Origin of the sequence: Clostridium frigoris (genome assembly GCF_018861865.1) — a bacterium.
Classification (GTDB): domain Bacteria; phylum Bacillota; class Clostridia; order Clostridiales; family Clostridiaceae; genus Clostridium_AD; species Clostridium_AD frigoris.
Genome location: NZ_JAHLDV010000022.1, coordinates 1 through 22985 on the forward strand (window position 1 = coordinate 1; position 22985 = coordinate 22985).

Here is a 22985-nt window from a genome sequence, read left to right on the forward strand (position 1 = left end):
CAACAATTATACCAAATAGAGGGGGTCATTGTTTTTTGTGCTAAAAACAGCTACAATCCTTGCAATAGCAGGGTTTTAAATAAATAAAACAAAGATAGTGTTAACACTATCAAATTAATAGAGGAGGAAAAATTATGAAAAAAGATATAAAAATCGAATCATTATTAATACACGGTGGGATAGATGGGGATGCTCGTACTGGTGCAGTAAATGTTCCCATTTATCAGACATCTACGTTCAAAAAAGGTAAATTTGATTCTGATAATGCTTATGAGTATTCAAGATCAGGAAATCCAACACGCGAAGCCGTCGAAAAACTCATTACAGATCTTGAACAAGGTTATGCAGGTTTCGCATTTGCTTCAGGTATGGCAGCCACAACTGCTACATTGTCACTATTTAAAACAGGAGATAGAATTTTAATATCAAATAATATTTATGGTGGAACATTTAGAGTTATAGACAAATATTTCAATAATTTTGGTATACATTATACTTTATTTGATTCATCTGATATAACTCAGTTAGAAAACAAAATTGATGATAGTGTAAAAGCTATTTTTATAGAAACACCAACAAATCCTTTAATGGGTATTACAGATATTGTTGCAGTTGCAAAAATTGCTAAAAAGAATAACTTACTCTTAATTGTAGATAATACGTTTATGACTCCATACCTACAAAAACCAATTACCCTTGGTGCTGATATAGTTATTCATAGCGCTACAAAATATCTAAGTGGACACAGTGATTTAATTGCAGGCCTTGTTGTCGTAAATAATAAAGAACTTGCAGAAAGAATTGTATTCATACAAAACTCTACTGGTGGAATTTTATCACCATTTGATTCTTTCTTATTAATAAGGGGTATCAAAACTCTAGCACTAAGAATGGACAGACACAACTCAAATGCAAAAGTTGTATCTGAATTCTTAAGAGATAGAAAAGAAGTAGAAAAAGTATATTATCCAGGATTTGTTGACCATCCTGGACATAAAATACAAGAAAAACAAGCAAACGGATATGGTGGTATCATTTCTTTTGTTCTAAATAAAGATTATGATTATAAAAAGTTCTTAGAAAGTTTAGAATTAATAACTTTTGGAGAAAGCCTAGGAGGAGTAGAATCATTAATCTGCCATCCTGCAACTATGACACATGCTGCAATTCCATATGAAATTAGACAAGAAATTGGAATAACTGATCATTTAGTAAGATTATCAGTGGGTGTTGAAAATGTTTCTGATATAGTTGCTGATTTAACAAGAGCATTAGAACTATAATTTTATAAAAGTAAAAACCACATTCCTATATTTATAGGAATGTGTTTTTTAGTCCATATTAATTAGAATTATTTTTCTTTAAGTATAACCAATGCACACTGAGCCAGTTTTGCAAAGTAATTGGCAGCTGGCAAAAGTGCATCATCATCTACATTAAATTTGGGATGATGAAGTGAATATGATACACCTGTACCAATATTTACAAATGCACCCGGTATTTTCTCTTGGTAAACTGCAAAATCTTCACCAATTAATGTGTCCGGAAGTTTTTTAATAACATATCCTTGAATCTGTGCAACGTCTAATGCAACTGCTGTCCAATCTTCATTGTTATTTGTTGCTGGTGGGCCGCTGTACCATTTAAGCTCAGCAGTTGCTCCAAATGAGTCCGCCATTCCTTTAACTATTTGTCTCATTTTATTTGGAACAAACTCACGTGTTTTAGCATTAACGGTACGTACAGTCCCTTCAAGATAAGCCTTAGTTGGTATTACATTCCACGTGTTACCACCTTCAATATGAGTGACACTAATAAGTACTTGATCAAATGTGCTAACATTACGGCTAACAATTGTCTGGAGCGCTGTAATTATGTGAGCCGCAACAATAATTGGGTCAATTCCCTTTTCTGGTGATGACGCATGAGTACCAATACCCTCAATTTCAATTTCAAACCTATCAACGGCTGCAGTCATTGCTCCCACCTTTGTTCCAAAACTTCCCACATCTAAATCTGGTGCACTATGGAGTCCAAAAATTGCAGCTACGTTAGATAATCCACCACTTTCTATGACCTTTTCCGCCCCGTGTCCTAACTCCTCCGCTGGCTGAAATATAATTCTTACCGTTCCTGCGAGTGTTGATTCTTGCTGCTTTAATAAATAAGCTGCACCTAAAATAACAGATGCATGAAAATCATGACCACATGCATGCATTTTACCAATAACTTGTGATTTATATTCTAAATCTGTTTCCTCAAAAATAGGGAGTGCATCAATATCTCCACGAATAGCAATAATAGGTCCTTCCCTATCTCCCTTTATTTCTGCAACAAGTCCTGTTTCTAGTGGTAAATTAAGTACACGAATTTCAGCCTCGTTTAGTAATTTGCGTAAAGTTTTAGTTGTTTCAAATTCCTCATTAGATAACTCTGGATGTTTATGCAAGCTATGCCTTATACTTATAAGTTTTTTCTCTAAATTATTAATATTCTCTGATAATTTCTCATTTCCCATAATATTATACCCCTTAATTTTTTTAAATCTGTATTATCATTATATCCTACTAATATAACTCTCTTTGCTTTTGAAATAATAATATATGCATCATACCACATAAAATAGCCCCACCAAATGGATTTTATAACTATTTAATAGTTATGTCCATTTAATGGGGATCACATATATTTAAATCGCTCTCTTTTTTAAACTACCATTAATTCTTTTGCTAATATACCAGGCTTCGTCATTAATTCTATATCTAATATATCATTAAGTTCATTTTCACTTAAAATCCCATCTTTTAATATTAATTCTCTTACTGATTGTTTACTATTTAAAGCAATTTTTGCAATTTCAGCAGCCTTTTTATAACCAATATGTGGGCAAATTGCTGTAATAATACCAACACTATTTTCCACCAATTCTTTACATCTTTCTCTATTTGCAGTTATTCCAGAAACACAGTTAACAACAAAAGTGTTTACTCCATTAGTTAGAGTCTCTATAGATTGAAATAAATTATAGAATATAACTGGTTCAAAAGCATTTAGTTCCAATTGGCCAGCTTCTGCAGCCATAGTTATTGTTATATCATTTCCTATAATATTGAAAGCTACTTGACTTATTACTTCTGGTATTACAGGATTTACTTTTCCTGGCATCATAGAAGAACCATTTTGTTTTGATGGAAGATTAATCTCACCAAATCCCGTTCTTGGCCCTGATGACATAAGTCTTAAATCATTTGCTATTTTTGATAAGTTAACTGCGCAAGCTTTAATAACACTAGATACTATTACAAAGCCATCTAAGTTTTGCGTTGCATCTATTAAATCTATAGCTTGTTTTAATTCTATATTTGATATTTTAGAAATATTTGGTACTATCTTGTTAAAATATTGTATATCAGCATTCATACCAGTTCCGATTGCAGTACCACCCATATTTACAACTTTTAATTCTTCCTTAGCTTTTTCAAGTCGTAAGATATCTCTCCTTATAACTGAACTGTAAGCTTTAAATTCTTGTCCAAGCCTTATTGGAATTGCATCTTGCATCTGAGTTCTTCCCATTTTTATAACATCATCGAACTCTTTTGATTTTTCGTTAAAAGCATCATAAAGTTTAGAAAGTTCAGCTATTGCCTTTGGAATAAGTTTTAAGGCGGTCATTTTACCTGCTGTAGGAATAACATCATTTGTAGATTGTCCATAATTTATATGGTCGTTAGGGTGAACTATACTATAATCTCCCTTTTGTCCTCCAAGTATTTCTATAGCTCTGTTTGCAATTACTTCATTAGAATTCATATTCATACTTGTACCTGCTCCACCTTGAATAGGATCTACTATGAATTGATCTTGCAGCTTACCCTCTATTATTTCATCACAGGCCACTATAATAGCTTCTTCAATCTTTTTATCTAAAAGCCCAACTTCATTATTTGTTATTGCTGCTGCCTTTTTTATTTCTGCAAGGCTTTTGATAAATTCCTTTAACATTCCTAGTCCTGTTATTTTAAAATTCTCAGCACACCTTAAAGTCTGTACCCCATAATATGCCTCCATTGGTACTTGTTTTGATCCAATTGAATCGCTTTCTAATCTAAAATTCATTTAAATTACCTTCCTCTCTATATTTTTTATTAATCTTACTTTATAATCTAATTAATAATTTCACTTGGTATAATAGAATAATTATTTTTTATTGTAGAAAGAGAAACTGTAGTCTTAGTTTTTTGAACACCTGGTATATTTTTTATTTTGTTTAAAATTCTTTCTAAGCTTTCTGTACTCTCTGTAATAATTTTTAAAACATAGTCATAATCACCAGCCAAATAATGACATTCTACAATTTCGTTATCTACTAGAATCGTATTAATAAACAAATCTGTAAACTTCGGTGATTCAAGTGATACAAAGGTTATTATCATAAGATCTTTGTTGAATTTTTTAGCATTTAATATTATAGTATATTTTTCAATAATGCCAGCATTATCAAGTTTTTTTAATCTATCTCCTACTGCAGGTATGGATAAATTAATTTGAGTGCTTATTTCAGAAGCTGTAACTCTAGAATTTTGTTGCAAAAGTTTAAGTATTTTAATATCGATATTGTCCATACAAAATCACCTCTTAAATAATATTATTAGGTATATTATATCATATGATTAAATAAATTAAATACATTATCTATATTTGCATAATTATTTAATAAAATACACGTTTTTCCCTTATATTTTTAATTGTTTACGTTTACTGATATTAATTAACCTAAAAAAATTAGGTGCTTAGCCTTATATATATGTTATAAACTCATCCCATGGGTCGCTTCAATATTAACAATTTTAATGATATCACCTTACATAGTAAATAATATCAGTACTTTTTTGTAAATTTAGTATATACTAACTATAACTTGCTTAAATATTGTAAAATGGTTAAGCTTCATATATCTCTAAAATCATTTAGAAAAAATAATATACATTTTTAAAGGAGGTTTTTGTTATGGAAAAAAAGTTATATACAAAAAAAAGTAAAGAACAGTTAAAAAAAGAATTAACACAAATTCAGTTTGAAGTAACTCAGGAAAATGCAACTGAAAGATCTTTTGACAATGAATTCTGGAATAACAAAGAAGAAGGAATATATGTAGATATAGGCAGCGGCGAACCATTATTTACTTCTCTTGATAAATTTGATTCAGGTTGTGGATGGCCTAGTTTTACTAAACCTGTGAATAATGATAATGTTAAAGAAAATAAAGATATAACCCTTGGGATGATGAGAACAGAAGTAAGAAGTTTTTATGGTGACAGCCATCTAGGTCATGTTTTCGATGATGGTCCTCGTGATGACGGCGGATTAAGATATTGCATAAATAGCGCATCATTAAAATTTATACCAGTTAACAAACTTAAGGAGGTCGGGTATGAAAATTATTTGAAACTATTTAAGAAGGAGTGATTTCGCCCAATCCGGGCGCATAAGTAAAATTAGCCTAAAGCAATCGCTTTAGGCTAATTTTGTTATAAAGAACTATTGACCATTTTTTAAATTAATATATGTCTTATAATTAGGTGAGTCCTCACTAATTAGTTTATTTATTTTCCAATTATATCCATCGGTTTCATCATAAACCAGAAAGTAAACTGCTACAATAGAAACATTTCTATCATTATTTTTATTGTTTTTATCATCTTTATACGTAATATTTCCATAAACATATTTTATATTTTTTAAGCCTTTTGTGGATAATGTCTTATCAGTTTTAAAAGTCTTCGATTCTTCCTCTGTTACCTTGTGGTTATTAGACCACCAGAAAAGCAGATTACTTCCTTCAATTTCACCATTAGTAATAGAAGGTATAATTAACGACTCAGGAATATTGTTTACCGAGGCACTATCAACGGTAGTTTCTGATCCGTTTAATAAAGATATATCGCTTAAAGATATCGAGAAAGTATAATTAGTTGATAATACTGACTTTATTTCTCCTGCTACATTTTCTCTCTTGGCAGTAAGATTTAGTGTTCCTTTTTTTGCATTAAACGTTTTTTCTGATATATTAATACTCTTAGTAAATCCATCCTTTACAGTGAATCCTTTGCCTCCAAAAAAATCAGAATAGGATACCGTTTCCGCAAGTCCTTGATTTCTTATAAGTTGAATAACCTTTTCATCTGAAAAAGCTGGCGATAGTGCTAGCTTAAAATCATCTACGCTATTTGCTTCTATAGAATTAATACTCCAAGCTTCATTCTCAAAAACAAGACTACATTTTATTTTTCCAGAGACCTTAAGAAGCCCGCTATCTATAGTCGTTGCAACTAAGATTTTTTCTTTTCCGTTTTGAAGGTCTGGTGTCCTTAATGTTATCTCAATATTTTTAACATTTTGTCCATCTAATGCTTCTTGTGTATTCCCGATAGTCATTTTTAATTTTTTTAATTCAGCTAAGAATATCTTATCATTTATTCCTACCACTGGTTTCACTGAAGTAATATTAAGGAGTACTGGTTTTCCATTAGCTTTCCATTCGTTTTTACCTCCTCTAAGATACACTACCGCTAACAGAACCTTTGCCTCAACAGCATCATTATTTAGAGTTACCGATACGTTTATTTCATCTTTACTCTTTTGTGTATTCCGATTACTTATAATTAAGCTTTTCATGTTATCTTTGTTAATTCTTATGATTGTCCCCTTCGGAAGTGTTACAACTGTTCCTATAAGGTCTTCCTTTATTCTTACATCATCAATAGGTCTAACGATAAAAAATGAGTATGCAAATACTAATACTGTAATTACAGAAATTATTGCTATCATAGGTATAATTACTTTCCTATGTATAAATGTTTTCTTAACCCAATCAAAAATTTTATCTCTTTTATACTTTCTTATATCTTTATCTGATATTACAGGCATAGTCGAAGTATCTTGCTCTTTTTTCTCATCTAAGGGCGGCTCAACTATATTTTTTTCATTTCCAGTTCCTTTATCATTAGGAATAGTTTCACTTTGCGCATCTATTTTTTCTTCTATTTTTTCTCCACAATATGGGCAAAACTTTAATCCATTAATATTAATAAATTCATTATTACAGCTCTTGCAACGCATTTGGTCCCTCCAAACATTAATATAAATCTACAAAACAAACAAAGTATCATATTTAATATAATATAGCTTGTTTACATACTATATTATAACTTGAATGCATCCTATATTCAAACATATTCTCAACATCTTTTTATTCCAGTAACGTACAAAAACTCACTCCAAAATAGGAGTGAGTAAATAACAATCACATTAACATTTTAGTACAAAGAACCTTACTCGCCAAGATATGCACTTCTTATAGCATCATTAGTTAATAACTCTTTCGCACTACCTTCTAAAACTATTTTTCCAGTTTCTAAAACATATGCTTTATGTGCAATCGATAGTGCCATATGAGCATTTTGTTCTACAAGCAAAACTGTAGTTCCTGACTTATTTATTTCTTCTATTATAGAGAATATATTTCTTACTACCAGTGGTGCGAGTCCCATAGATGGCTCATCTAACAGTAATATTCTTGGTCTTACCATGAGGGCTCTTCCCATAGCAAGCATTTGCTGTTCTCCACCACTTAATGTTCCAGCCATTTGCTTTATTCTTTCTTTAAGCCTTGGAAATTTGTCAAAAACCATCTCATAGTCTTTTGCTACATCGCTCTTATCTTTTCTAATATAAGCTCCTAGTTCTAGATTTTCCATAACTGACATATTAGCAAATATTCTTCTCCCCTCTGGCACATGTGCAATACCTAGCTTTGAGAGTTTATAAGCGGCAGTATTATGAATTGGTTTGCCTTCAAATAAAACGCTACCTGACTTTATAGGAATAAGACCTGAGATAGCTCTTAATATTGAAGTTTTTCCAGCCCCATTAGCACCTATAAGTGTAACTATTTCTCCCTCTTTTACATGCAAACTAATATCATGTAATGCATGTATTGCACCATAGTTTACATTTAACTCATCAATTTTAAGCATCAGTTACCTCCTCTCCAAGGTATGCCTCAATTACCTTAGGGTTGTTCTTTATTTCATCAGGCGAACCCTCTGCTATTACCTTACCGTAATCTACGACTATTATTCTCTCGCAAACTCCCATAACTAGTTTCATGTCATGCTCAATTAATAATATAGCTATCTTGAATTCATCCCTTACCCAATTTATGAGCCCCATTAATTCATGAGTTTCCTTTGGATTCATACCAGCTGCGGGTTCATCTAGTAATAATAATTTAGGTTCTGCGGCAAGAGCTCTCGCTATTTCAAGTCTTCGTTGTTCTCCATAGGGCAGATTGCATGCAAGCTCATCTCTCTTACCTTCAAGATTAAATACCTTAAGAATTTCAAGTGCTTTCTCTTCAATCTCAGCTTCCTCTTTATTAAACTTTGGAAGCCTTAATATTGAATGGAACAAATTATATTTAACATTATAATTAAATGATATTTTCACATTATCAAGAACTGTTAAGTCCTTAAATAATCTTATATTCTGAAAAGTTCTAGCAATTCTTTTTTTAGTAATATCATAAGGTTTTATGCCTTGTATAAACTCTCCATTAAATTCAATAGTTCCAGATGTTGGAGCATATACACCTGTTAACATATTAAAAATTGTAGTTTTCCCTGCTCCATTAGGTCCAATTAACCCTACAAGATCATGGTCAGAAAGGTTAAGTGTGAAATCAGAAACAGCTGTTAGCCCACCAAATTTAATTGTAAGATCATTTACCTTTAAAAGCTGCATCTTTATCACTTCCTTTTGAAAATTTATCAAATATTTTCATAGATAATTCTTTTGTTCCCATTAAACCTTGTGGTCTAAATCTCATAATAACAATAAGAGCAAGTGGATAGATAATCATTCTATAATCATTCATAAATCTTAGGAATTCTGGAAGAACTGTGAGTATTCCTGTTGATAATACACTACCTGTTAAACTTCCCATTCCGCCCATAACTACATAAGTAACTAAATCTACTGATTTTAAGAACCCAAATTGTTCTGGTTTAATATACATTAGATAATGTGAAAATAATCCACCTGCAATACCTGCAAAGAATGACCCTATAACAAAAGCCATAATCTTATACTTTGTAGTGTTAATACCCATAGCCTCTGCAGCTATTTCATCCTCGCGTACTGACATCATAGCTCTACCTTGCGAAGAACGTGCTATATTGTAAATTATTAAAATGGTTAGTACCATTATAAAAAACACCCAAGCAAAATTAGTTTTAGGAGGTATTCCCGAAAGTCCACGTCCTCCTCCAAGCTGTTCTATATTTGTGATAACAACTCTTATTATTTCTCCAAAACCTAAAGTAGTTATGGCAAGATAATCACCCTTTAAACTTAAAGTCGGAAGACCAATAAGATATCCGATTAACCCAGCAGCCAATCCACCAAGAAGAAGTGCTATAGGAAACGGTAAATTTAATTGAATTGTAGCCATTGCCGCTGCATATGCTCCTATAGACATAAATCCTGCATGTCCAAGTGTTAACTGTCCTGTAATTCCTATAATAAGATTTAAACTTACTGCAAGAATGACATTAATACAAATTAGAATTACTATTCTTGCATAATATCTATTTAATATTTCAGTATCCATTAAAAATGATAAAGTGAAAAACAATATAACTCCAATAACAAGTAATATAATAGTATTTTTAAGTTCTTTCCTCATTTTCATCACCTACACTTTCTCTCTGGTTTTCTTACCAAGAAGTCCAGAAGGCTTAACAATTAAAATAATAATAAGAATTGAAAATGCTATAGCATCTGAGTAACTAGATGATATATAAACCTTACTAAAAGTTTCAACTAGCCCCATTATTAGTCCGCCCCATAAAGCACCTGGAATTATACCAATTCCGCCTAGGACCGCTGCAACAAAAGCTTTTAGACCAGGCATTATTCCCATATAAGGGTCTATACTTGAATACAAAATCCCTACAAGAACTCCTGCAGCTCCGGCTAAAGCTGAACCAATTGCAAAAGTTATTGAAATAATTGAATTCACGTTGATTCCCATAAGAGCTGCTGCATCCTTATCAAAAGAAGCTGCTCTCATTGCTTTACCTGTTTTAGTTTTGAAAACTATAAATTGAAGTATTATAACAAGTACTATCGATATTCCTATAATTATAAGTTGACGATTATCAATGCTTAAACCTGCAAAATGAATAACATGTGCTGGCAAAAGCGTCTCTGGATATGTTTGTGGATCAGTCGTCATCTTGAGTCTTACTAAATTCTCAAGAAGTACTGACATTGCAATAGCTGTTATTAATATAGATAGTTTTGGTGAATTTCTTAAAGGCTTGTATGCTATCTTTTCAACAACCACACCTGTTAATGCTGCCGCACCCATTGCTATTAATAATGTAGGTATAAAACTTAAATGTAGCATGGTTGCAGCGAAAAAGCCAAAATATCCTCCGACCATAAAAACATCACCATGAGCAAAATTTATAAGTCCAATAATTCCATATACCATTGTATAACCAATTGCAATTAATGCATACACGAAACCTAATGATAGGCCATTAATAATCTGTTGTAAAAGTTCCATATATTTCCCCCCATTTCCATTTGTTTATATTTTAAAATACAGACATACCCCAATTTATTAATGAGGTATGTCTACTAACTTTATTTATTAAGGAACAAGCTTCTTAACAAAATTGAACTTACCGTCTATAACTTTTAAAATTACAGCTCCTTTAATTGCATCTCTGTTCTTATCAAAAGTTACTTTACCAGATATTACTTCAAGATTTGTTTTTGCAAGTGCTGTTATAATACTTGGACCATCCGTTTTGCCAGCAGTTTTTATAGCTTCTACCATTATTTTTGCTGCATCATAATTTAAAACTGCCATAGCATCTGCTTCCAAGTTGTATTTTGCTTTGTATTCTTTCCTAAATGTAACAGCTAGTGCTGCTTTGTCCTGTGCTGAGTAATGATCAGATAAGTAACATCCATTAACTGCAGCTCCACCAACTTTAAATAATTCTGCAGAATCCCAACCATCTCCACCTAATAATGGAACATTAATATCGATTGCTCTTGCTTGTTTTGCAATGTTTCCAACTGTTGAATAATAATCAGGAAGTAATACTACATCGGGTTTTGTTGGTTTTATTTTTGTAAGTTGAGCTTTAAAGTCTTTATCACCTGTAGCATAAGTTTCTTTAGCAACTATTTTTCCACCTGCAGCTACAAAAGCCTTCTCGAAGTACTCAGCCAAGCCTTTAGAATAATCATTACCATTATCATAAAGAATAGCAGCAGTTTTTGCCTTTAAATCTCCTGATGCAAATTTTGCCACAACTGTTCCTTGGAAAGGATCTATAAAACACGCTCTATAAACATATTCTCCTCCTTTAGTTGTAACGTCTGGATTTGTTCCTGTTCCTGTAATCATTGGCACCTTACTTTGAGTAGCTATTGGTCCTAGTGCTATAGCAGATCCGCTTGTTAATGGTCCAACTATTGCTACAACATTATCACTACTAATAAGTTTTGTACCAACTGTTGTTGCTGTATCTGGTTTGCCCTCATCATCTTCGTAAATAAATTTAATCTTTCGTCCATTAATTCCACCGTCTTTATTAACTTGATCTTCTAATAATTTTATTCCATTTTGTCCAGATTTTCCAAAAGATGAAACCGCACCTGTGAGTGGTAACACAACTCCAATTTTGATATCCCCTGTAGTTGATGCACTTTTGGCACCGCATCCTGCAAGTAATCCTATAGCCATAGCCATAGATAGTAATAAAGACATTTTCTTTTTAAACATTTAATAACCCCCCCTAAATTTCATATTATTTCAGATAAATATTACTTACACATTTCCAAATAATTGTGTATTAATATCCTGTAAAACAATTACCACACGATTGCAAATTATGAATAATTGATTTATACATTATTCATAATTTGTAATTTTTATTAATAATATCATATAATTTTACGCTTTTCAATGTTTTTTGAATTAATTAAAAATAAATATTTCAAATCTTTTATTTTTATAATAATTGCATGACTCGTTTAATTTAATTTAAAATTGTAAATCTAATTATAAAAAAAAGCTGCAATTTATGCAGCTATTCTTTATATTATGCTTATTCGATTATAAGTGTGACTATTGTTTTGTTAGAAATTCAGATATATTAAAAGTATTTTATTTTGTATATATATTAAATATTTTGTTTTAATTTATCCTTAACGAAAAACAAGCGGGAACAAAGTTCCCGCTTGCTAATTATCCGAATATGAAATTGGAACATTATTTATTCCAAGTTCCTGTGCTGCTGCGTATTGATCATGTCCTGATACAATGACGAGACTTCCTTTTTTAACGACAATTGGTTTATTAAACTTATTATTATTTTTCATATAATTTAATGCCTTGTTTTTTGATCGTTTTAAAGACATACTTTCATTTTCATTTACTAGCTTTGATATATCCATTATTTCATCAGTTCCAGTTGGCATTTCACAATTTAAATCTATTTGCCCATTTTCGTCTTTTAACAAGTGAAATATTTTTATTGATGTTGCTTCTACTGAAATAAAAGGTGTACCTTTTCGATTTACACATGCTTTAAGTTCTCCTTTAATCACAAAATAATTTACATCCTCCATACCTATTACAGCATCTCTCCAATAATCTTTTTTTACAACTACTCTATAAACTGATTCCATATCATCATAAGTTCCTATTTTAAAGAGTAAATTAACATCTCCACTCTCTAGCCTATTTGTTTTTACAGGTAGTCCCTTAATTATAATTTCGCTTTTATTCATAAATAAATTCTCCTTTTAGTCCTTTTTATTTTTTAACAAAGCATAACATAATAATAAATAATATTTTAAAAATTTCACATATCACAAATTTCAAAAATAAAACACCTAGAAAGCGAGTTCCGCTTCTAGGTGTTTTCTGAATAAATTAGATTTTAACCCCATATTGATTTTAACGCAGGTAAGTTTATCTATGTCTATGTTTGATGTTGTTTCAGGTTTTTCAGTTTCAGAAATTTTATTATAGGCTAACACAGACCTCACCCCATTAATTATTTTAAAATATTTTTCACAAAATTTATTTATTATATTTACTTTTTATTATGAGTTCATTGTATCATTTTACAGATAAAATTACAATTTTAATCTTATTACCTTTTTTATTATTAACCTATATTATTTACATATAAAAGCATGTAATTTTAATAATATTTATCTACAAATGAGATATAATAAGTTCCATTGTACCAAAAGGTAATTCTATTGGGATAACATAGCTTGAATATATTATTTTTCCAAAAAATTCTGCCTGAGGCTCCATGTCAAGTTCTATGCCTATATTAGACATTCCTACAAGATATAACCCATTGTTTAAATTCAAAAATTCACCTACAGAATCTTTAGCCATTTCATCTACAATTAATAATTCCTCCTCTGCATATCTAGATGCTACTAATGCAAAAACATCTTCCTTTGCATTAATGTAAGTGGAAAAATTAATTGAATTTTTTATTCTTTGACTTACACAACATTCTGTCTTGAATTCTTTAACTTTCATAATTTTATTCGTATAAACCTCAGAATCAATAAACCGAATTACATTTCTCATAAATAACGCTATGTAATTTTTTATTTCTGTACCACATTTATCATTTTTTAAATTTACATAAATATCTATAATCTCATTTACATCATCTCTTTGCAATTTATCAAACTGAGCTTCCGAAATATTATATTTTTTCTTATACTCGTAAATTGCCTCTTCAAACTTTACTAATGACATATAATTTTTATCAATTAGTGCTTGTGCAAGCAGAAGATGTCCAAATCTTTGAGATGAAAGCAATTCATCTACTTGTTCTTCTTTTAAATATTCCATATCAACCGCTATTTCTCCAAACCGCCTATCAAGTTTTGTTTGCATTGAATGTACATTATTTGCTTGATCCGCGTTCATATATCCTGCATTTACTGCCAAAACCCCTAGCTTTAATCGTACTGATTGTTGGTATTCTACTGCCGTCTTTAATTGCTCAGTTGTTAAATATTTTTCATTTAATAAATATTGACCAAAATATTGACTAAACATTGCATGACCTCCTCACTTATTTTAGATTAAGAAGAATTTTATTGATTTGTTCCTTTTCCCAAGGTTTTTGAACAAATTCAAATGCTCCTGCTTTTATCGCAACTTTTACGTGTTCTTTTGTTCCAGCTGAAGAAGCCATTACTACCCTTGCATCATTATCAAATTCTATTATTTCTTTAACAGCCTCAATTCCATTTTTAAAAGGCATAATGATATCCATAAATACCAAATCGGGATTATTCTCTTTGTAACTGTCTACGGCTTCTTGCCCATTAGATGCTTCTAAAATATTAGTGTACCCACAACTTTTTAATACCTCTTTTAACTTTTTTCTAATTAGCATAGAATCATCACAAACCAATATTTTCAGCAAATTTTCTGTCACTTTAACCCCTCCTAATATAATAACAAACATTAAATTTTCTTTTCTATATTTACTTTCGTCACAATTCCAAAAAAAACCTTTTTTTACTGTATATTTTATCAAAAATAGTAAATAAAAATATAGACTTACTAATTTGTAAGTCTATATTTTTTAATATCTAAATTTGAGTACTATTAAATTAAAAATAACACATGTAGTTATCATAATGTAATTTTAAGAAAATGCGCTTTTTTATAATCATAACTCTTTATATATGTTTCATTAATTTGATTGTATGAATGTTGAGATATTCGAGGTTCCTTACTTCCGGACTCTTCTATAAATGATGTTATTATTGCAGCATGAAAAATAGAATTATTATAGTTTTCGTAAAATACTACATCCCCAATTTCAAGTTTACTTAAATCCTCTATCTCAGAACCCTTAATAACATTTCTATTTAGTTTTTGATTGGTTTTTAAATACCAGAATAGGGAATTAGCAACAGCCCAACAGATTGATGCTTTACCGCTCCCCTCATACCACCAAGGTCTAATATTATTGTAATCCATAGTTGCTCCCCCGGCCCTTAAACACTGAGAAACAAAATTAGTACAATCCCCTCCACTTCCATTCACAAATTCGTAGAACTTATATTTTTTGTTTGCCTCAAGAGCGTACTTCAATGCATAACTTGTTGCTAGTTTTCTATCATACTTATTTGCCATACTACTACTCCTTTAGATTTATATCAAAATAAACTTATAATTGTGCTCCAAAAATAGCTATATTCTGATTATACAAATCAAATCTACTATTTTCCCATTTTAAAGTATTTAATATATACCCTAAAGAGTCGGCATTATATCTACCAGCAATCTTTTGATATGCTAATAGCTCATACACATTATTTGAGTCGAAATCTACAGGATATAATCCACTAATTGGATTTACAAATCCATTGATTGGTCCCTTTAGTTTTCCATTTTCATAATATATTTCATCTAAATAATCAAATCCTTTGTTTGATATATCAATAATATATTTTTGTTTATTTGTTTTACTAATAACTTCAACCTTATAATTGTCTTTATATATAACATCATATTTGTATAAATCGTTATATACATTAAAGTCAAACAGCAAATGTTCTTTATTGTTAATAAACGAATAAATATAGTAATACATTATTCCGCCACTGCCTCCTGAATTAATACCTATCAAAATATCATCTACATGGTTACCTGTAAAATCGCCCAAAAATATTGTAGGGTTATATCCTGCATTATCATTGAATGTTATATTAGTAAACTCCCCGGTCATGCCATTTTGTATTTCAAGTGTTATATTTTCAATGAACTGACTACCTTTTGTCTTTATACCAGTTAAATAAACATTATCAGAAATTCTGTCCCCATTTAGATCTCCACTTGCATAAGCTACAATTGTTGACTTTATCATATTATCTCTAAAATAACTATTATACATAACGGCTCCTTTATTTTATAAGCTCTATATCATATTTTATGAAACGAAGTTAGAACTGTACCAAATTATATAAATAATGCTATAAATTCAATTTAAATAGCTATAGAATAAGTTCATTTAAAATGCACTTACCCTATAGCTATTTTTTATTATATAAGACTTACAATATATTTCTTAACAAATCAATATTAGTAATTACATACTCCATACATCCCATACCCATTGAAAATATAGATAATATTATTATTAGAATTATTGCAGCAAAATCATACCTCATAATCTCATCTTTATTTATTAAATATGACACAATAATTTCAACTCCTAATAAAATTAAAATCATTGGCCACAGTGATGATATTTTTAAATAATCAATGCTTGAATATATTAACTTGAGTAAAAACATTCCACCAAACATAACTAAAACTATGCCAGTCGTAAACGTACCTACACGGCGTCCCTTAATCATTCATATCACGCTCTCTTTTCTTACCTATAATAAGCCTTGCACCAATAACAACTATTACAATACCAACTATTATCTGTGGAGCAATCCTAATTAAATCACCTATATAATTATATACATTCTGTGGCATATATTGAGATAGGCTATTAATAATATTGTTAAATATCAAGTAGCCACCAAGAAGTATTAATAATATTCCTGAAAACAGGCTATGTTTTTTTAATACATTTTTATCTATTTTTACAATTTCATCAAGAGAAAATAAATACTTATCTTCTAAAAGTAAAAATTCTTCATCTGTCGAATACCTCTTGTTTAAGCAATCAAAAAATGAATAAAACCAAATTAACGGCAAAATAAAGAGAAGTGGTCCTATAGAAAGAAAACTTGATAGAAATATTATGAAGAAAAATATTGTCATTAGTGATAGTCCCATCTTCATAAATCCCAAATACATATGCCCTGCACCAGGCATAAGTGAAAACCCAAAAGTTAAGAATTTATTTTTTTCCTTTTTCATTATTAAATACCTCCATATTAATTATTTTTCTCGAGAAATTGTTAAGACTTACACTAACTGTGTTTATTGAACTTAAACTTATAGGGGTTACATCCAAGGGTTTATTTTTTGTATTTGCTAAAAGATTTAATGAATTTGAAAAAACAAATATTAACGCTATACTTGCTGCTGTTATTACCCTAAGAGAATAATATACAAACTGAGTATTACTTTTTTTCTTGTTTTTTATTTTACTTATCACCTCTTGCTCAAATCCTAAAGGAGCATCTGCAAGTTCATTATCATTAAAACTCTCAGCTAAAACATCAGCACAGGTTTCACACAAACATATATGTTCTGACATTAAAACTAGTTCATTCTCACTTAAGGAACCATCTTTAAATTTTTGTAGCAAAGCTTTAGTTAAATGACCGTTTTCATTAAATAATGTATAACTCACATACACTCCTCCTTCCATAAATTTTTAAGAAGCTTTTTTGATCTATAAAGATGGGTTTGTAACGTTTTTAAACTTATCCCTGTATCTTTTGCCATATCTGAGAGTTTAATATCTTTACAAAAATAATTTACTGCAACTGCTCTATAAGGCTCTTTTAATCTTTCACATAAATTGTGTATTTTTTTCTTACTATGTTTCTCTAAAAGCACTTCCTCAGGCGTATCTCCTTTATCCTTTAAACACTCAAAATCTTCATCAGATAAACTATAAATTGCTCTTGCAGGACTTTTAAGAAAATCTTTACATTTGTTTATAGCAATTCTTGTAATCCAGGCCTTAAAATTAACTCCATCAAATTTACTATAATTCATATAGGCAGACAAAAAGGTTTGTTGCGCTAAGTCCTCTGAATCAAAATAACTTTTAGTAAATGAAATACAAATAGTGATGATTAAACGTTCATATTGTTTTATATAGTTTGAAAACTCTTCTTCTTGAATAACCATCATCCCCCATTTTTGTCCCTACACATAATATAACGATTAAAAAATAAAAAACACTTCAATTATAAAATATTTCTACTTAATAACGATAAAGTCATAATTAATTGGTATAAAACATACACAAATTTTATTATTATTCATACTATATTAGTAGATATTAATACTGTAGGAGTTAAACATAATGAGTAAGAAAGTATCAATTACTCTACCAGAGCATGTCTATAGTTTAGCATTAAAAAAATCTAAATTAACTCATGGGGATAATAATTTTTCTTCTTATTTACGTGAGCTAATAATCAAAGAATTTACAGAGGATGAGCTTAAAACAGAGCTAATTAAACTTACTGAGCCCCTATGGCTTGGAATTACAAAAACAGCTGATTACAGCTCAACTTGTAAGGTATGTACTAACCCAATTTCTCCCGGTGACATAATTTGTTATACAGACCTAGGATTTCAAGAAGTATATAAAAATTGGGTCCATAAAAATTGTTGCAGAAAAGAATAAAATGGCTATATCAAAATAATTCAAATAATTATTTTTATATAGCCACCATTTTGTTTTTGTTTATTAAAGTAATATCAATTTTTTTTTCTAACTAAAATATATTAGCTTTCTAATTTTTAAAGCTATGTATAGGTGCTGGAATCCTTCCACCACGGTTTATAAAATCGTCACTTGAAAATTCACTTACCTTCATAACTGGTGCACGTCCAAGAAGTCCACCGAATTCTACACTGTCACCAACCTTTTTACCTGGCGCTGGTATAAGCCTTGTTGCAGTAGTTTTATTATTAATCATTCCAATTGCACACTCATCTGCAATAATTGCTGATATAGTTTCTGCAGAAGTGTCTCCTGGGATAGCAATCATATCAAGTCCTACTGAGCAAACACAAGTCATAGCTTCGAGTTTTTCAATATTTATAGCTCCCTTTTCTACGGCTTCAATCATTCCCTCATCCTCACTTACTGGTATAAATGCGCCACTTAGACCACCAACAGAACCTGAAGCCATTATTCCACCTTTTTTAACTGCATCATTGAGCATTGCTAGTGCACAAGTTGTTCCGTGAGTTCCACATGCCTCAAGACCCATTTCCTCGAGTATTCTAGCAACACTATCACCTATTGCAGGTGTTGGTGCCAATGATAAATCTACTATTCCAAAAGGTACATCGAGCCTCTTTGCAGCTTCCATTCCAACTAATTGACCCATTCTTGTTATTTTAAATGCAGTTTTCTTTATTACCTCAGCTACAACACCAAAATCAGCACCCTTTACTTTCTCTAGGGCGACTTTTACTGTACCTGGGCCACTTATTCCTACATTTAATGTACACTCAGGTTCTCCCACTCCGTGAAAAGCTCCTGCCATGAAAGGATTATCATCTACTGCATTTGCAAAGACTACAATTTTCGCGCAACCAAGACCATCTCTGTCTGCAGTTAATCTTGCAGCTTCCTTAATAACTTGACCCATTTCACGAACTCCATCCATATTAATTCCAACTTTAGAACTTGCAACACTCACTGATGAGCATACCCTTTCAGTGACTCTCATAGCCTCAGGTATAGATGCAATTAATCTATGATCACCAGTAGTGTATCCTTTATGAATTAATGCAGAAAATCCTCCAATAAAGTTTACTCCTAACTCATTTGCAATCTTATCAAGCATTATTGCATACTCTACATAGTTCTCATCCGTAGACGCTCCTGCAATCAAAGAAATAGGTGTAACTGATATTCTTTTATTTATTATTGGCACACCATATTCTAGAGCCAAATCGTCTCCTACCTTAACTAGGTTTCCAGCAAGTCTCATAATTTTTTCGTAAATTCTAGCTCTAGCCTTTTTACCGTCAGAATCACAGCAATCAAGTAGAGATATCCCCATAGTAAGTGTTCTAATATCTAACTTTTCATCCTCTAACATTTTTACTGTTTCCGTTATTTGATTAATATTCACTTTCTACCTCCTATACAAGATGCATTGAATTAAATACGTCCTCATGTTGCATTTTTATTGAAACTTTTAAATTTTTACCTTTCTCCATTAATAATTCGGTTAGTTCCTTTAAAGAAATATTAATATTATCCAAATCTACAAGCATTACCATAGTAAAAAATTCTTGCATAATAGTTTGACTAATGTCTAAAATATTAGCATTTTTTTCAAATAATAAATTGGATACATTTGCAATTATACCTACCCTATCTTTCCCAATTACAGTTAATACAGCCTTCATTTTTCTCCTCCTCTTTTAATCACAAAAAAAAGCCGAATAGATAATATTCGACCCTTGAAATCAATATTATCCCCTGTCCTTTTACCTGAGAGTTTCACTAGCTTTCACAAGTTTTCTCCTTCGGTGCTCAATTTGAGTCTCTCCAAGGGCTCGTCCTATAACAGTCATATCCGTGCGGTACCTAAAAGATTTACTTTTTGGGTGTATAGATATTCTATACTCTTCTGCTATAATCATCCGAACTATTTAGTTGTAAGTTATTATTGTTATAATAACAGTTTTACTAACTAATTTCAACTTATTCTATTAAATTCTATATTTATTGAGTTAAAAAAGATGCCTATAGAGGCACCTTTTATAAATATCTTATATTTGATTTGCTTTAATTTTTATTTCTGAAGAAATATCAGGATTAAATACATGTTCTATTCTAGGTAGTGATATTCCTAGTGTTTCACGAAGAACATCCTCTACTGTTTCTACAGTTTTAATAGTTAACAAACTCTTAACTTCTTCTGGCACCTCCTTTAAGTCAACTAAATTTTCCTTAGGAATTAATATTTTTGTTATACCAGCTCTCTGAGCTCCAATTAGTTTTTCCTTAAGTCCACCTATTGGAAGTACTGCTCCTCTTAACGTAATTTCTCCAGTCATTGCAAGTTTTGGATCCACCTTTATGCCTGTTACAAGCGAAGCAAGTGCTGTTAATAATGTAATTCCAGCTGATGGACCATCTTTAGGAACAGATCCTGACGGAACATGAATATGAAGATCTCTTTCCTTAAAGTTTATAGAATTCATTGGTAACCTTGATTTAAGTAAACTTAAAGATATCCTTGCAGACTCTTTCATAACATCTCCTAATTGTCCTGTTAATATAACTTGTCCACTTCCTAACATGTCAGTAGCTTCAATAAATAGTATTTCTCCACCTACCGATGTCCATGCAAGTCCTGTGACTACTCCTGGTGGGTTATCCTTTTGAGCCTTATCATGACTTGAAACTTTTCTACCAAGTAAATCGTCTAGCTCAGTTTCAGTAACAGTAAATGGTAACTCTCCCTTATGTGATACAATCTTTTCTGAAGTAATTCTTGCAAGGGTAGCTAGTTGTTTTTTCAGTCCACGAACACCAGCCTCCATCGTATATTCACTAATTATTTTTTGCAAAGCTCCATCTTCAATAACTAACTGTTCTTTATTTAATCCATGTTCTTCAAGTATTTCAGGTATTAAATGATTTTTTCCAATATGAAATTTTTCATTTATAGTATAACTAGATATTTGGATTATCTCCATTCTATCAAGTAGAGGCCTTGGAATATTCTCTAAAGAGTTAGCCGTTGCTATAAAGAATACTTCTGATAAATCATAAGGTAAATCCAAATAATGATCAGTAAAGCTATTGTTTTGCTCTGGATCTAATACTTCAAGTAAAGCACTAGCTGGATCTCCATTATAACCAGTCATTAGCTTGTCTACTTCATCTAAGACCATAACTGGATTCATTTCTCCTGCTTTTTTAATGCTTTGAATGATTCTTCCTGGCATTGCGCCAATGTAAGTTCTTCTATGTCCTCTTATTTCAGCTTCATCACGTATGCCACCTAAACTTAATCTTATATATTTTCTATCCAGTGCCTGTGCAATACTTTTACCTAAACTAGTTTTGCCAGTACCTGGAGGTCCAACTAATAATAAAATAGAACCTTTTTTATCTTTTTTAAGCTGCATTACCGCTAAATGTTGCAAAATTCTATCTTTAACCTTATCTAGCCCATAATGCTGCTGGTCAAGTATTCGCCTTGCTTCTCCTAAATTAATAACCTTTTGTTCAGACTTTTTCCAAGGAAGTTTAACTAATAAATCCAAATAGTTACGTACAATATTATATTCAGCGCTATTCTCGCTTTGTCTTTCTAATTTTTCAAGTTCATCTAAAGCAGCGTCTTTTATTTCAGTTGGCATTTGGGCCTCTTCAATTTTATCTATATACTTTTTATCTTTCTTCGCACTTTCACTTTTACCTTCATCCAATTCACTTTGAATCGCTTTTAGTTGATCTCTTAATACTGACTCTCTATATCCTTTATTAGCTTTTTGAGTGAATTTTTCTGCCATCTCAAGTTGCAATTTTAGAGCCTCCTTTTGTTTTAAGATGTAATCCATAAACTTAAGGCTTCTCTCTTTTAATGATTTAATTTTAATTAATTCATATTTTTCTGAGTTTGTTAGTGGCATAAATTGAGTAAGATGAGCCATTAGTGCATTTAGTTCCTTTTGCTCTTCTACCATATTCATAAACTGATCTGATCCCTTAAATCTTTCGCTAACCTCACGAGTAACCTTTTTAATATACTCGATCATTTCTTCTTGACCCTTTTCATTAAGATCAATAATATCTGGTGTTACCTCAAATTCTACGCGTATAAAACCACTCTCAATAGTAAGCTCACTAACTTCAACCCTATCTAATGTTTTAATTTTTACTTGATATCCTTTTTCTGTTTTCTCAACTTCATTTACATGAAAGGAAACGCCAACTCTATGAAAATCTTCTTCTTTTAACTGACTCTGATTAAAGTTTTGTTTTAAGGGTAAAGCGATACTAAATTGCTCCTCATCATCTAAGTTTTTTAGTTCTTCTTCACTAATCTTATTTAGTTTTAAAGTATAAGCCATTCCTGGCAATAAAACTATATCTGCAACAGGAATTACCATTCCCTCTTTATTTTTTATATCTAAACTCATCATTATAATCATCCTTCCT

The 22985-nt window shown here is 30.9% G+C and carries 25 protein-coding genes and 1 riboswitch; of the genes, 3 read left to right on the top strand and 22 right to left on the bottom strand.

Features of this window, described 5'->3' with window-relative positions; all coding sequences use genetic code 11:
- Positions 1-146: 146 nt before the first annotated feature.
- Positions 147-1283, top strand: coding sequence for a trans-sulfuration enzyme family protein (locus KPL37_RS10705; RefSeq protein ID WP_216149256.1), 1137 nt, complete (start codon positions 147-149; stop codon positions 1281-1283).
- Between the two features lie 68 nt (positions 1284-1351).
- On the opposite strand, the gene KPL37_RS10710 is transcribed toward KPL37_RS10705, so the two are convergent.
- The 3 genes from KPL37_RS10710 to KPL37_RS10720 all read right to left on the bottom strand — a co-directional run bounded on the left by KPL37_RS10710 (position 1352) and on the right by KPL37_RS10720 (position 4625).
- Positions 1352-2518 carry an amidohydrolase gene (locus tag KPL37_RS10710; protein ID WP_216149156.1) on the bottom strand — a complete coding sequence of 389 codons (1167 nt, stop codon included), beginning with the start codon at positions 2516-2518 and terminating at the stop codon, positions 1352-1354.
- A 188-nt stretch (positions 2519-2706) separates the two neighbouring features.
- A complete protein-coding gene (locus KPL37_RS10715; protein ID WP_216149158.1) occupies positions 2707-4119 on the bottom strand; it encodes an aspartate ammonia-lyase in 1413 nt (470 codons plus the stop codon).
- A 47-nt stretch (positions 4120-4166) separates the two neighbouring features.
- Positions 4167-4625: an Lrp/AsnC family transcriptional regulator gene (locus tag KPL37_RS10720; RefSeq protein WP_216149160.1), complete on the bottom strand. Its 459-nt coding sequence runs from the start codon at positions 4623-4625 to the stop codon at positions 4167-4169.
- 385 nt (positions 4626-5010) lie between these two features.
- Here KPL37_RS10720 and msrB point away from each other — a divergent pair, with 385 nt between their 5' ends.
- Positions 5011-5469 carry a peptide-methionine (R)-S-oxide reductase MsrB gene (msrB, locus tag KPL37_RS10725; protein WP_216149162.1) on the top strand — a complete coding sequence of 153 codons (459 nt, stop codon included), beginning with the start codon at positions 5011-5013 and terminating at the stop codon, positions 5467-5469.
- Positions 5470-5541: 72 nt separating this feature from the next.
- Here msrB and KPL37_RS10730 read toward each other — a convergent pair whose 3' ends face one another.
- From KPL37_RS10730 to KPL37_RS10805, 16 genes are all read right to left on the bottom strand, one after another.
- Complete coding sequence (locus KPL37_RS10730) at positions 5542-7122, bottom strand: hypothetical protein (RefSeq protein ID WP_216149164.1); 1581 nt, start codon at positions 7120-7122, stop codon at positions 5542-5544.
- A gap of 212 nt (positions 7123-7334) precedes the next feature.
- The gene (locus KPL37_RS10735; RefSeq protein WP_216149166.1) at positions 7335-8039 is read right to left on the bottom strand and encodes an ABC transporter ATP-binding protein; all 705 of its coding nucleotides are present in this window, start codon (positions 8037-8039) and stop codon (positions 7335-7337) included.
- Positions 8032-8805 (bottom strand): ABC transporter ATP-binding protein, encoded by a 774-nt coding sequence (locus KPL37_RS10740; protein WP_216149168.1) that lies wholly within the window; start codon positions 8803-8805, stop codon positions 8032-8034. Before KPL37_RS10740 ends, KPL37_RS10735 begins: the two co-directional genes overlap by 8 nt.
- On the bottom strand, positions 8783-9748 hold the full coding sequence (locus KPL37_RS10745) for a branched-chain amino acid ABC transporter permease (protein ID WP_216149170.1): 966 nt from the start codon (positions 9746-9748) through the stop codon (positions 8783-8785). The genes KPL37_RS10740 and KPL37_RS10745 overlap by 23 nt, the downstream gene beginning before the upstream one ends.
- A 9-nt stretch (positions 9749-9757) precedes the next feature.
- A complete protein-coding gene (locus KPL37_RS10750; protein ID WP_216149172.1) occupies positions 9758-10636 on the bottom strand; it encodes a branched-chain amino acid ABC transporter permease in 879 nt (292 codons plus the stop codon).
- 87 nt (positions 10637-10723) lie between these two features.
- Positions 10724-11869 carry an ABC transporter substrate-binding protein gene (locus KPL37_RS10755; protein ID WP_216149174.1) on the bottom strand — a complete coding sequence of 382 codons (1146 nt, stop codon included), beginning with the start codon at positions 11867-11869 and terminating at the stop codon, positions 10724-10726.
- A 461-nt stretch (positions 11870-12330) separates the two neighbouring features.
- Positions 12331-12879 carry a ParB N-terminal domain-containing protein gene (locus tag KPL37_RS10760; protein ID WP_216149176.1) on the bottom strand — a complete coding sequence of 183 codons (549 nt, stop codon included), beginning with the start codon at positions 12877-12879 and terminating at the stop codon, positions 12331-12333.
- A 105-nt stretch (positions 12880-12984) separates the two neighbouring features.
- The gene (locus KPL37_RS10765) at positions 12985-13131 is read right to left on the bottom strand and encodes a hypothetical protein (RefSeq protein ID WP_216149178.1); all 147 of its coding nucleotides are present in this window, start codon (positions 13129-13131) and stop codon (positions 12985-12987) included.
- Positions 13132-13312: 181 nt separating this feature from the next.
- Positions 13313-14185, bottom strand: a complete 873-nt coding sequence (locus KPL37_RS10770) for a hypothetical protein (RefSeq protein WP_216149180.1) — start codon at positions 14183-14185, stop codon at positions 13313-13315.
- A 16-nt stretch (positions 14186-14201) separates the two neighbouring features.
- Positions 14202-14570 (bottom strand): response regulator, encoded by a 369-nt coding sequence (locus KPL37_RS10775; RefSeq protein WP_343216253.1) that lies wholly within the window; start codon positions 14568-14570, stop codon positions 14202-14204.
- A gap of 200 nt (positions 14571-14770) precedes the next feature.
- Positions 14771-15277: an amidase domain-containing protein gene (locus tag KPL37_RS10780; RefSeq protein WP_216149182.1), complete on the bottom strand. Its 507-nt coding sequence runs from the start codon at positions 15275-15277 to the stop codon at positions 14771-14773.
- A gap of 34 nt (positions 15278-15311) precedes the next feature.
- Positions 15312-16037 carry a VCBS repeat-containing protein gene (locus KPL37_RS10785; RefSeq protein WP_216149184.1) on the bottom strand — a complete coding sequence of 242 codons (726 nt, stop codon included), beginning with the start codon at positions 16035-16037 and terminating at the stop codon, positions 15312-15314.
- Positions 16038-16197: 160 nt separating this feature from the next.
- Positions 16198-16503 carry a LiaI-LiaF-like domain-containing protein gene (locus KPL37_RS10790; RefSeq protein ID WP_216149186.1) on the bottom strand — a complete coding sequence of 102 codons (306 nt, stop codon included), beginning with the start codon at positions 16501-16503 and terminating at the stop codon, positions 16198-16200.
- Positions 16496-17020, bottom strand: a complete 525-nt coding sequence (locus tag KPL37_RS10795; RefSeq protein ID WP_216149188.1) for a hypothetical protein — start codon at positions 17018-17020, stop codon at positions 16496-16498. Before KPL37_RS10795 ends, KPL37_RS10790 begins: the two co-directional genes overlap by 8 nt.
- Complete coding sequence (locus KPL37_RS10800; RefSeq protein ID WP_216149190.1) at positions 17001-17459, bottom strand: hypothetical protein; 459 nt, start codon at positions 17457-17459, stop codon at positions 17001-17003. The genes KPL37_RS10795 and KPL37_RS10800 overlap by 20 nt, the downstream gene beginning before the upstream one ends.
- Positions 17456-17968 (bottom strand): RNA polymerase sigma factor, encoded by a 513-nt coding sequence (locus tag KPL37_RS10805; protein ID WP_216149193.1) that lies wholly within the window; start codon positions 17966-17968, stop codon positions 17456-17458. The genes KPL37_RS10800 and KPL37_RS10805 overlap by 4 nt, the downstream gene beginning before the upstream one ends.
- A 175-nt stretch (positions 17969-18143) precedes the next feature.
- Between KPL37_RS10805 and KPL37_RS10810 the strand changes: the two genes are divergently transcribed.
- Positions 18144-18470 carry a hypothetical protein gene (locus KPL37_RS10810; RefSeq protein ID WP_216149195.1) on the top strand — a complete coding sequence of 109 codons (327 nt, stop codon included), beginning with the start codon at positions 18144-18146 and terminating at the stop codon, positions 18468-18470.
- Between the two features lie 109 nt (positions 18471-18579).
- Here the strand turns inward: KPL37_RS10810 and KPL37_RS10815 are convergent, their stop codons facing one another.
- The 3 genes from KPL37_RS10815 to lon form a co-directional block, all read right to left on the bottom strand.
- The gene (locus KPL37_RS10815) at positions 18580-19935 is read right to left on the bottom strand and encodes a PFL family protein (RefSeq protein WP_216149197.1); all 1356 of its coding nucleotides are present in this window, start codon (positions 19933-19935) and stop codon (positions 18580-18582) included.
- 10 nt (positions 19936-19945) lie between these two features.
- The gene (locus KPL37_RS10820) at positions 19946-20215 is read right to left on the bottom strand and encodes an ACT domain-containing protein (protein WP_216149199.1); all 270 of its coding nucleotides are present in this window, start codon (positions 20213-20215) and stop codon (positions 19946-19948) included.
- Positions 20216-20278: 63 nt separating this feature from the next.
- Positions 20279-20371: riboswitch (glycine riboswitch) on the bottom strand.
- A gap of 210 nt (positions 20372-20581) precedes the next feature.
- Positions 20582-22969 carry an endopeptidase La gene (gene lon / locus KPL37_RS10825; protein ID WP_216149201.1) on the bottom strand — a complete coding sequence of 796 codons (2388 nt, stop codon included), beginning with the start codon at positions 22967-22969 and terminating at the stop codon, positions 20582-20584.
- Positions 22970-22985 lie beyond the last annotated feature (16 nt).

Coding starts and splice junctions, on each gene's coding strand:
- KPL37_RS10820 (WP_216149199.1), bottom strand. CDS start 20,215: ATGAAGGCTGTATTAACTGTAATTGGGAAAGATAGGGTAGGTATAATT.
- KPL37_RS10790 (WP_216149186.1), bottom strand. CDS start 16,503: ATGATTAAGGGACGCCGTGTAGGTACGTTTACGACTGGCATAGTTTTA.
- KPL37_RS10710 (WP_216149156.1), bottom strand. CDS start 2,518: ATGGGAAATGAGAAATTATCAGAGAATATTAATAATTTAGAGAAAAAA.
- KPL37_RS10745 (WP_216149170.1), bottom strand. CDS start 9,748: ATGAGGAAAGAACTTAAAAATACTATTATATTACTTGTTATTGGAGTT.
- KPL37_RS10755 (WP_216149174.1), bottom strand. CDS start 11,869: ATGTTTAAAAAGAAAATGTCTTTATTACTATCTATGGCTATGGCTATA.
- KPL37_RS10750 (WP_216149172.1), bottom strand. CDS start 10,636: ATGGAACTTTTACAACAGATTATTAATGGCCTATCATTAGGTTTCGTG.
- KPL37_RS10760 (WP_216149176.1), bottom strand. CDS start 12,879: ATGAATAAAAGCGAAATTATAATTAAGGGACTACCTGTAAAAACAAAT.
- KPL37_RS10740 (WP_216149168.1), bottom strand. CDS start 8,805: ATGCAGCTTTTAAAGGTAAATGATCTTACAATTAAATTTGGTGGGCTA.
- KPL37_RS10735 (WP_216149166.1), bottom strand. CDS start 8,039: ATGCTTAAAATTGATGAGTTAAATGTAAACTATGGTGCAATACATGCA.
- KPL37_RS10730 (WP_216149164.1), bottom strand. CDS start 7,122: ATGCGTTGCAAGAGCTGTAATAATGAATTTATTAATATTAATGGATTA.
- msrB (WP_216149162.1), top strand. CDS start 5,011: ATGGAAAAAAAGTTATATACAAAAAAAAGTAAAGAACAGTTAAAAAAA.
- KPL37_RS10715 (WP_216149158.1), bottom strand. CDS start 4,119: ATGAATTTTAGATTAGAAAGCGATTCAATTGGATCAAAACAAGTACCA.
- KPL37_RS10795 (WP_216149188.1), bottom strand. CDS start 17,020: ATGAAAAAGGAAAAAAATAAATTCTTAACTTTTGGGTTTTCACTTATG.
- KPL37_RS10770 (WP_216149180.1), bottom strand. CDS start 14,185: ATGTTTAGTCAATATTTTGGTCAATATTTATTAAATGAAAAATATTTA.
- KPL37_RS10785 (WP_216149184.1), bottom strand. CDS start 16,037: ATGTATAATAGTTATTTTAGAGATAATATGATAAAGTCAACAATTGTA.
- KPL37_RS10810 (WP_216149195.1), top strand. CDS start 18,144: ATGAGTAAGAAAGTATCAATTACTCTACCAGAGCATGTCTATAGTTTA.
- KPL37_RS10805 (WP_216149193.1), bottom strand. CDS start 17,968: ATGATGGTTATTCAAGAAGAAGAGTTTTCAAACTATATAAAACAATAT.
- KPL37_RS10780 (WP_216149182.1), bottom strand. CDS start 15,277: ATGGCAAATAAGTATGATAGAAAACTAGCAACAAGTTATGCATTGAAG.
- lon (WP_216149201.1), bottom strand. CDS start 22,969: ATGATGAGTTTAGATATAAAAAATAAAGAGGGAATGGTAATTCCTGTT.
- KPL37_RS10720 (WP_216149160.1), bottom strand. CDS start 4,625: ATGGACAATATCGATATTAAAATACTTAAACTTTTGCAACAAAATTCT.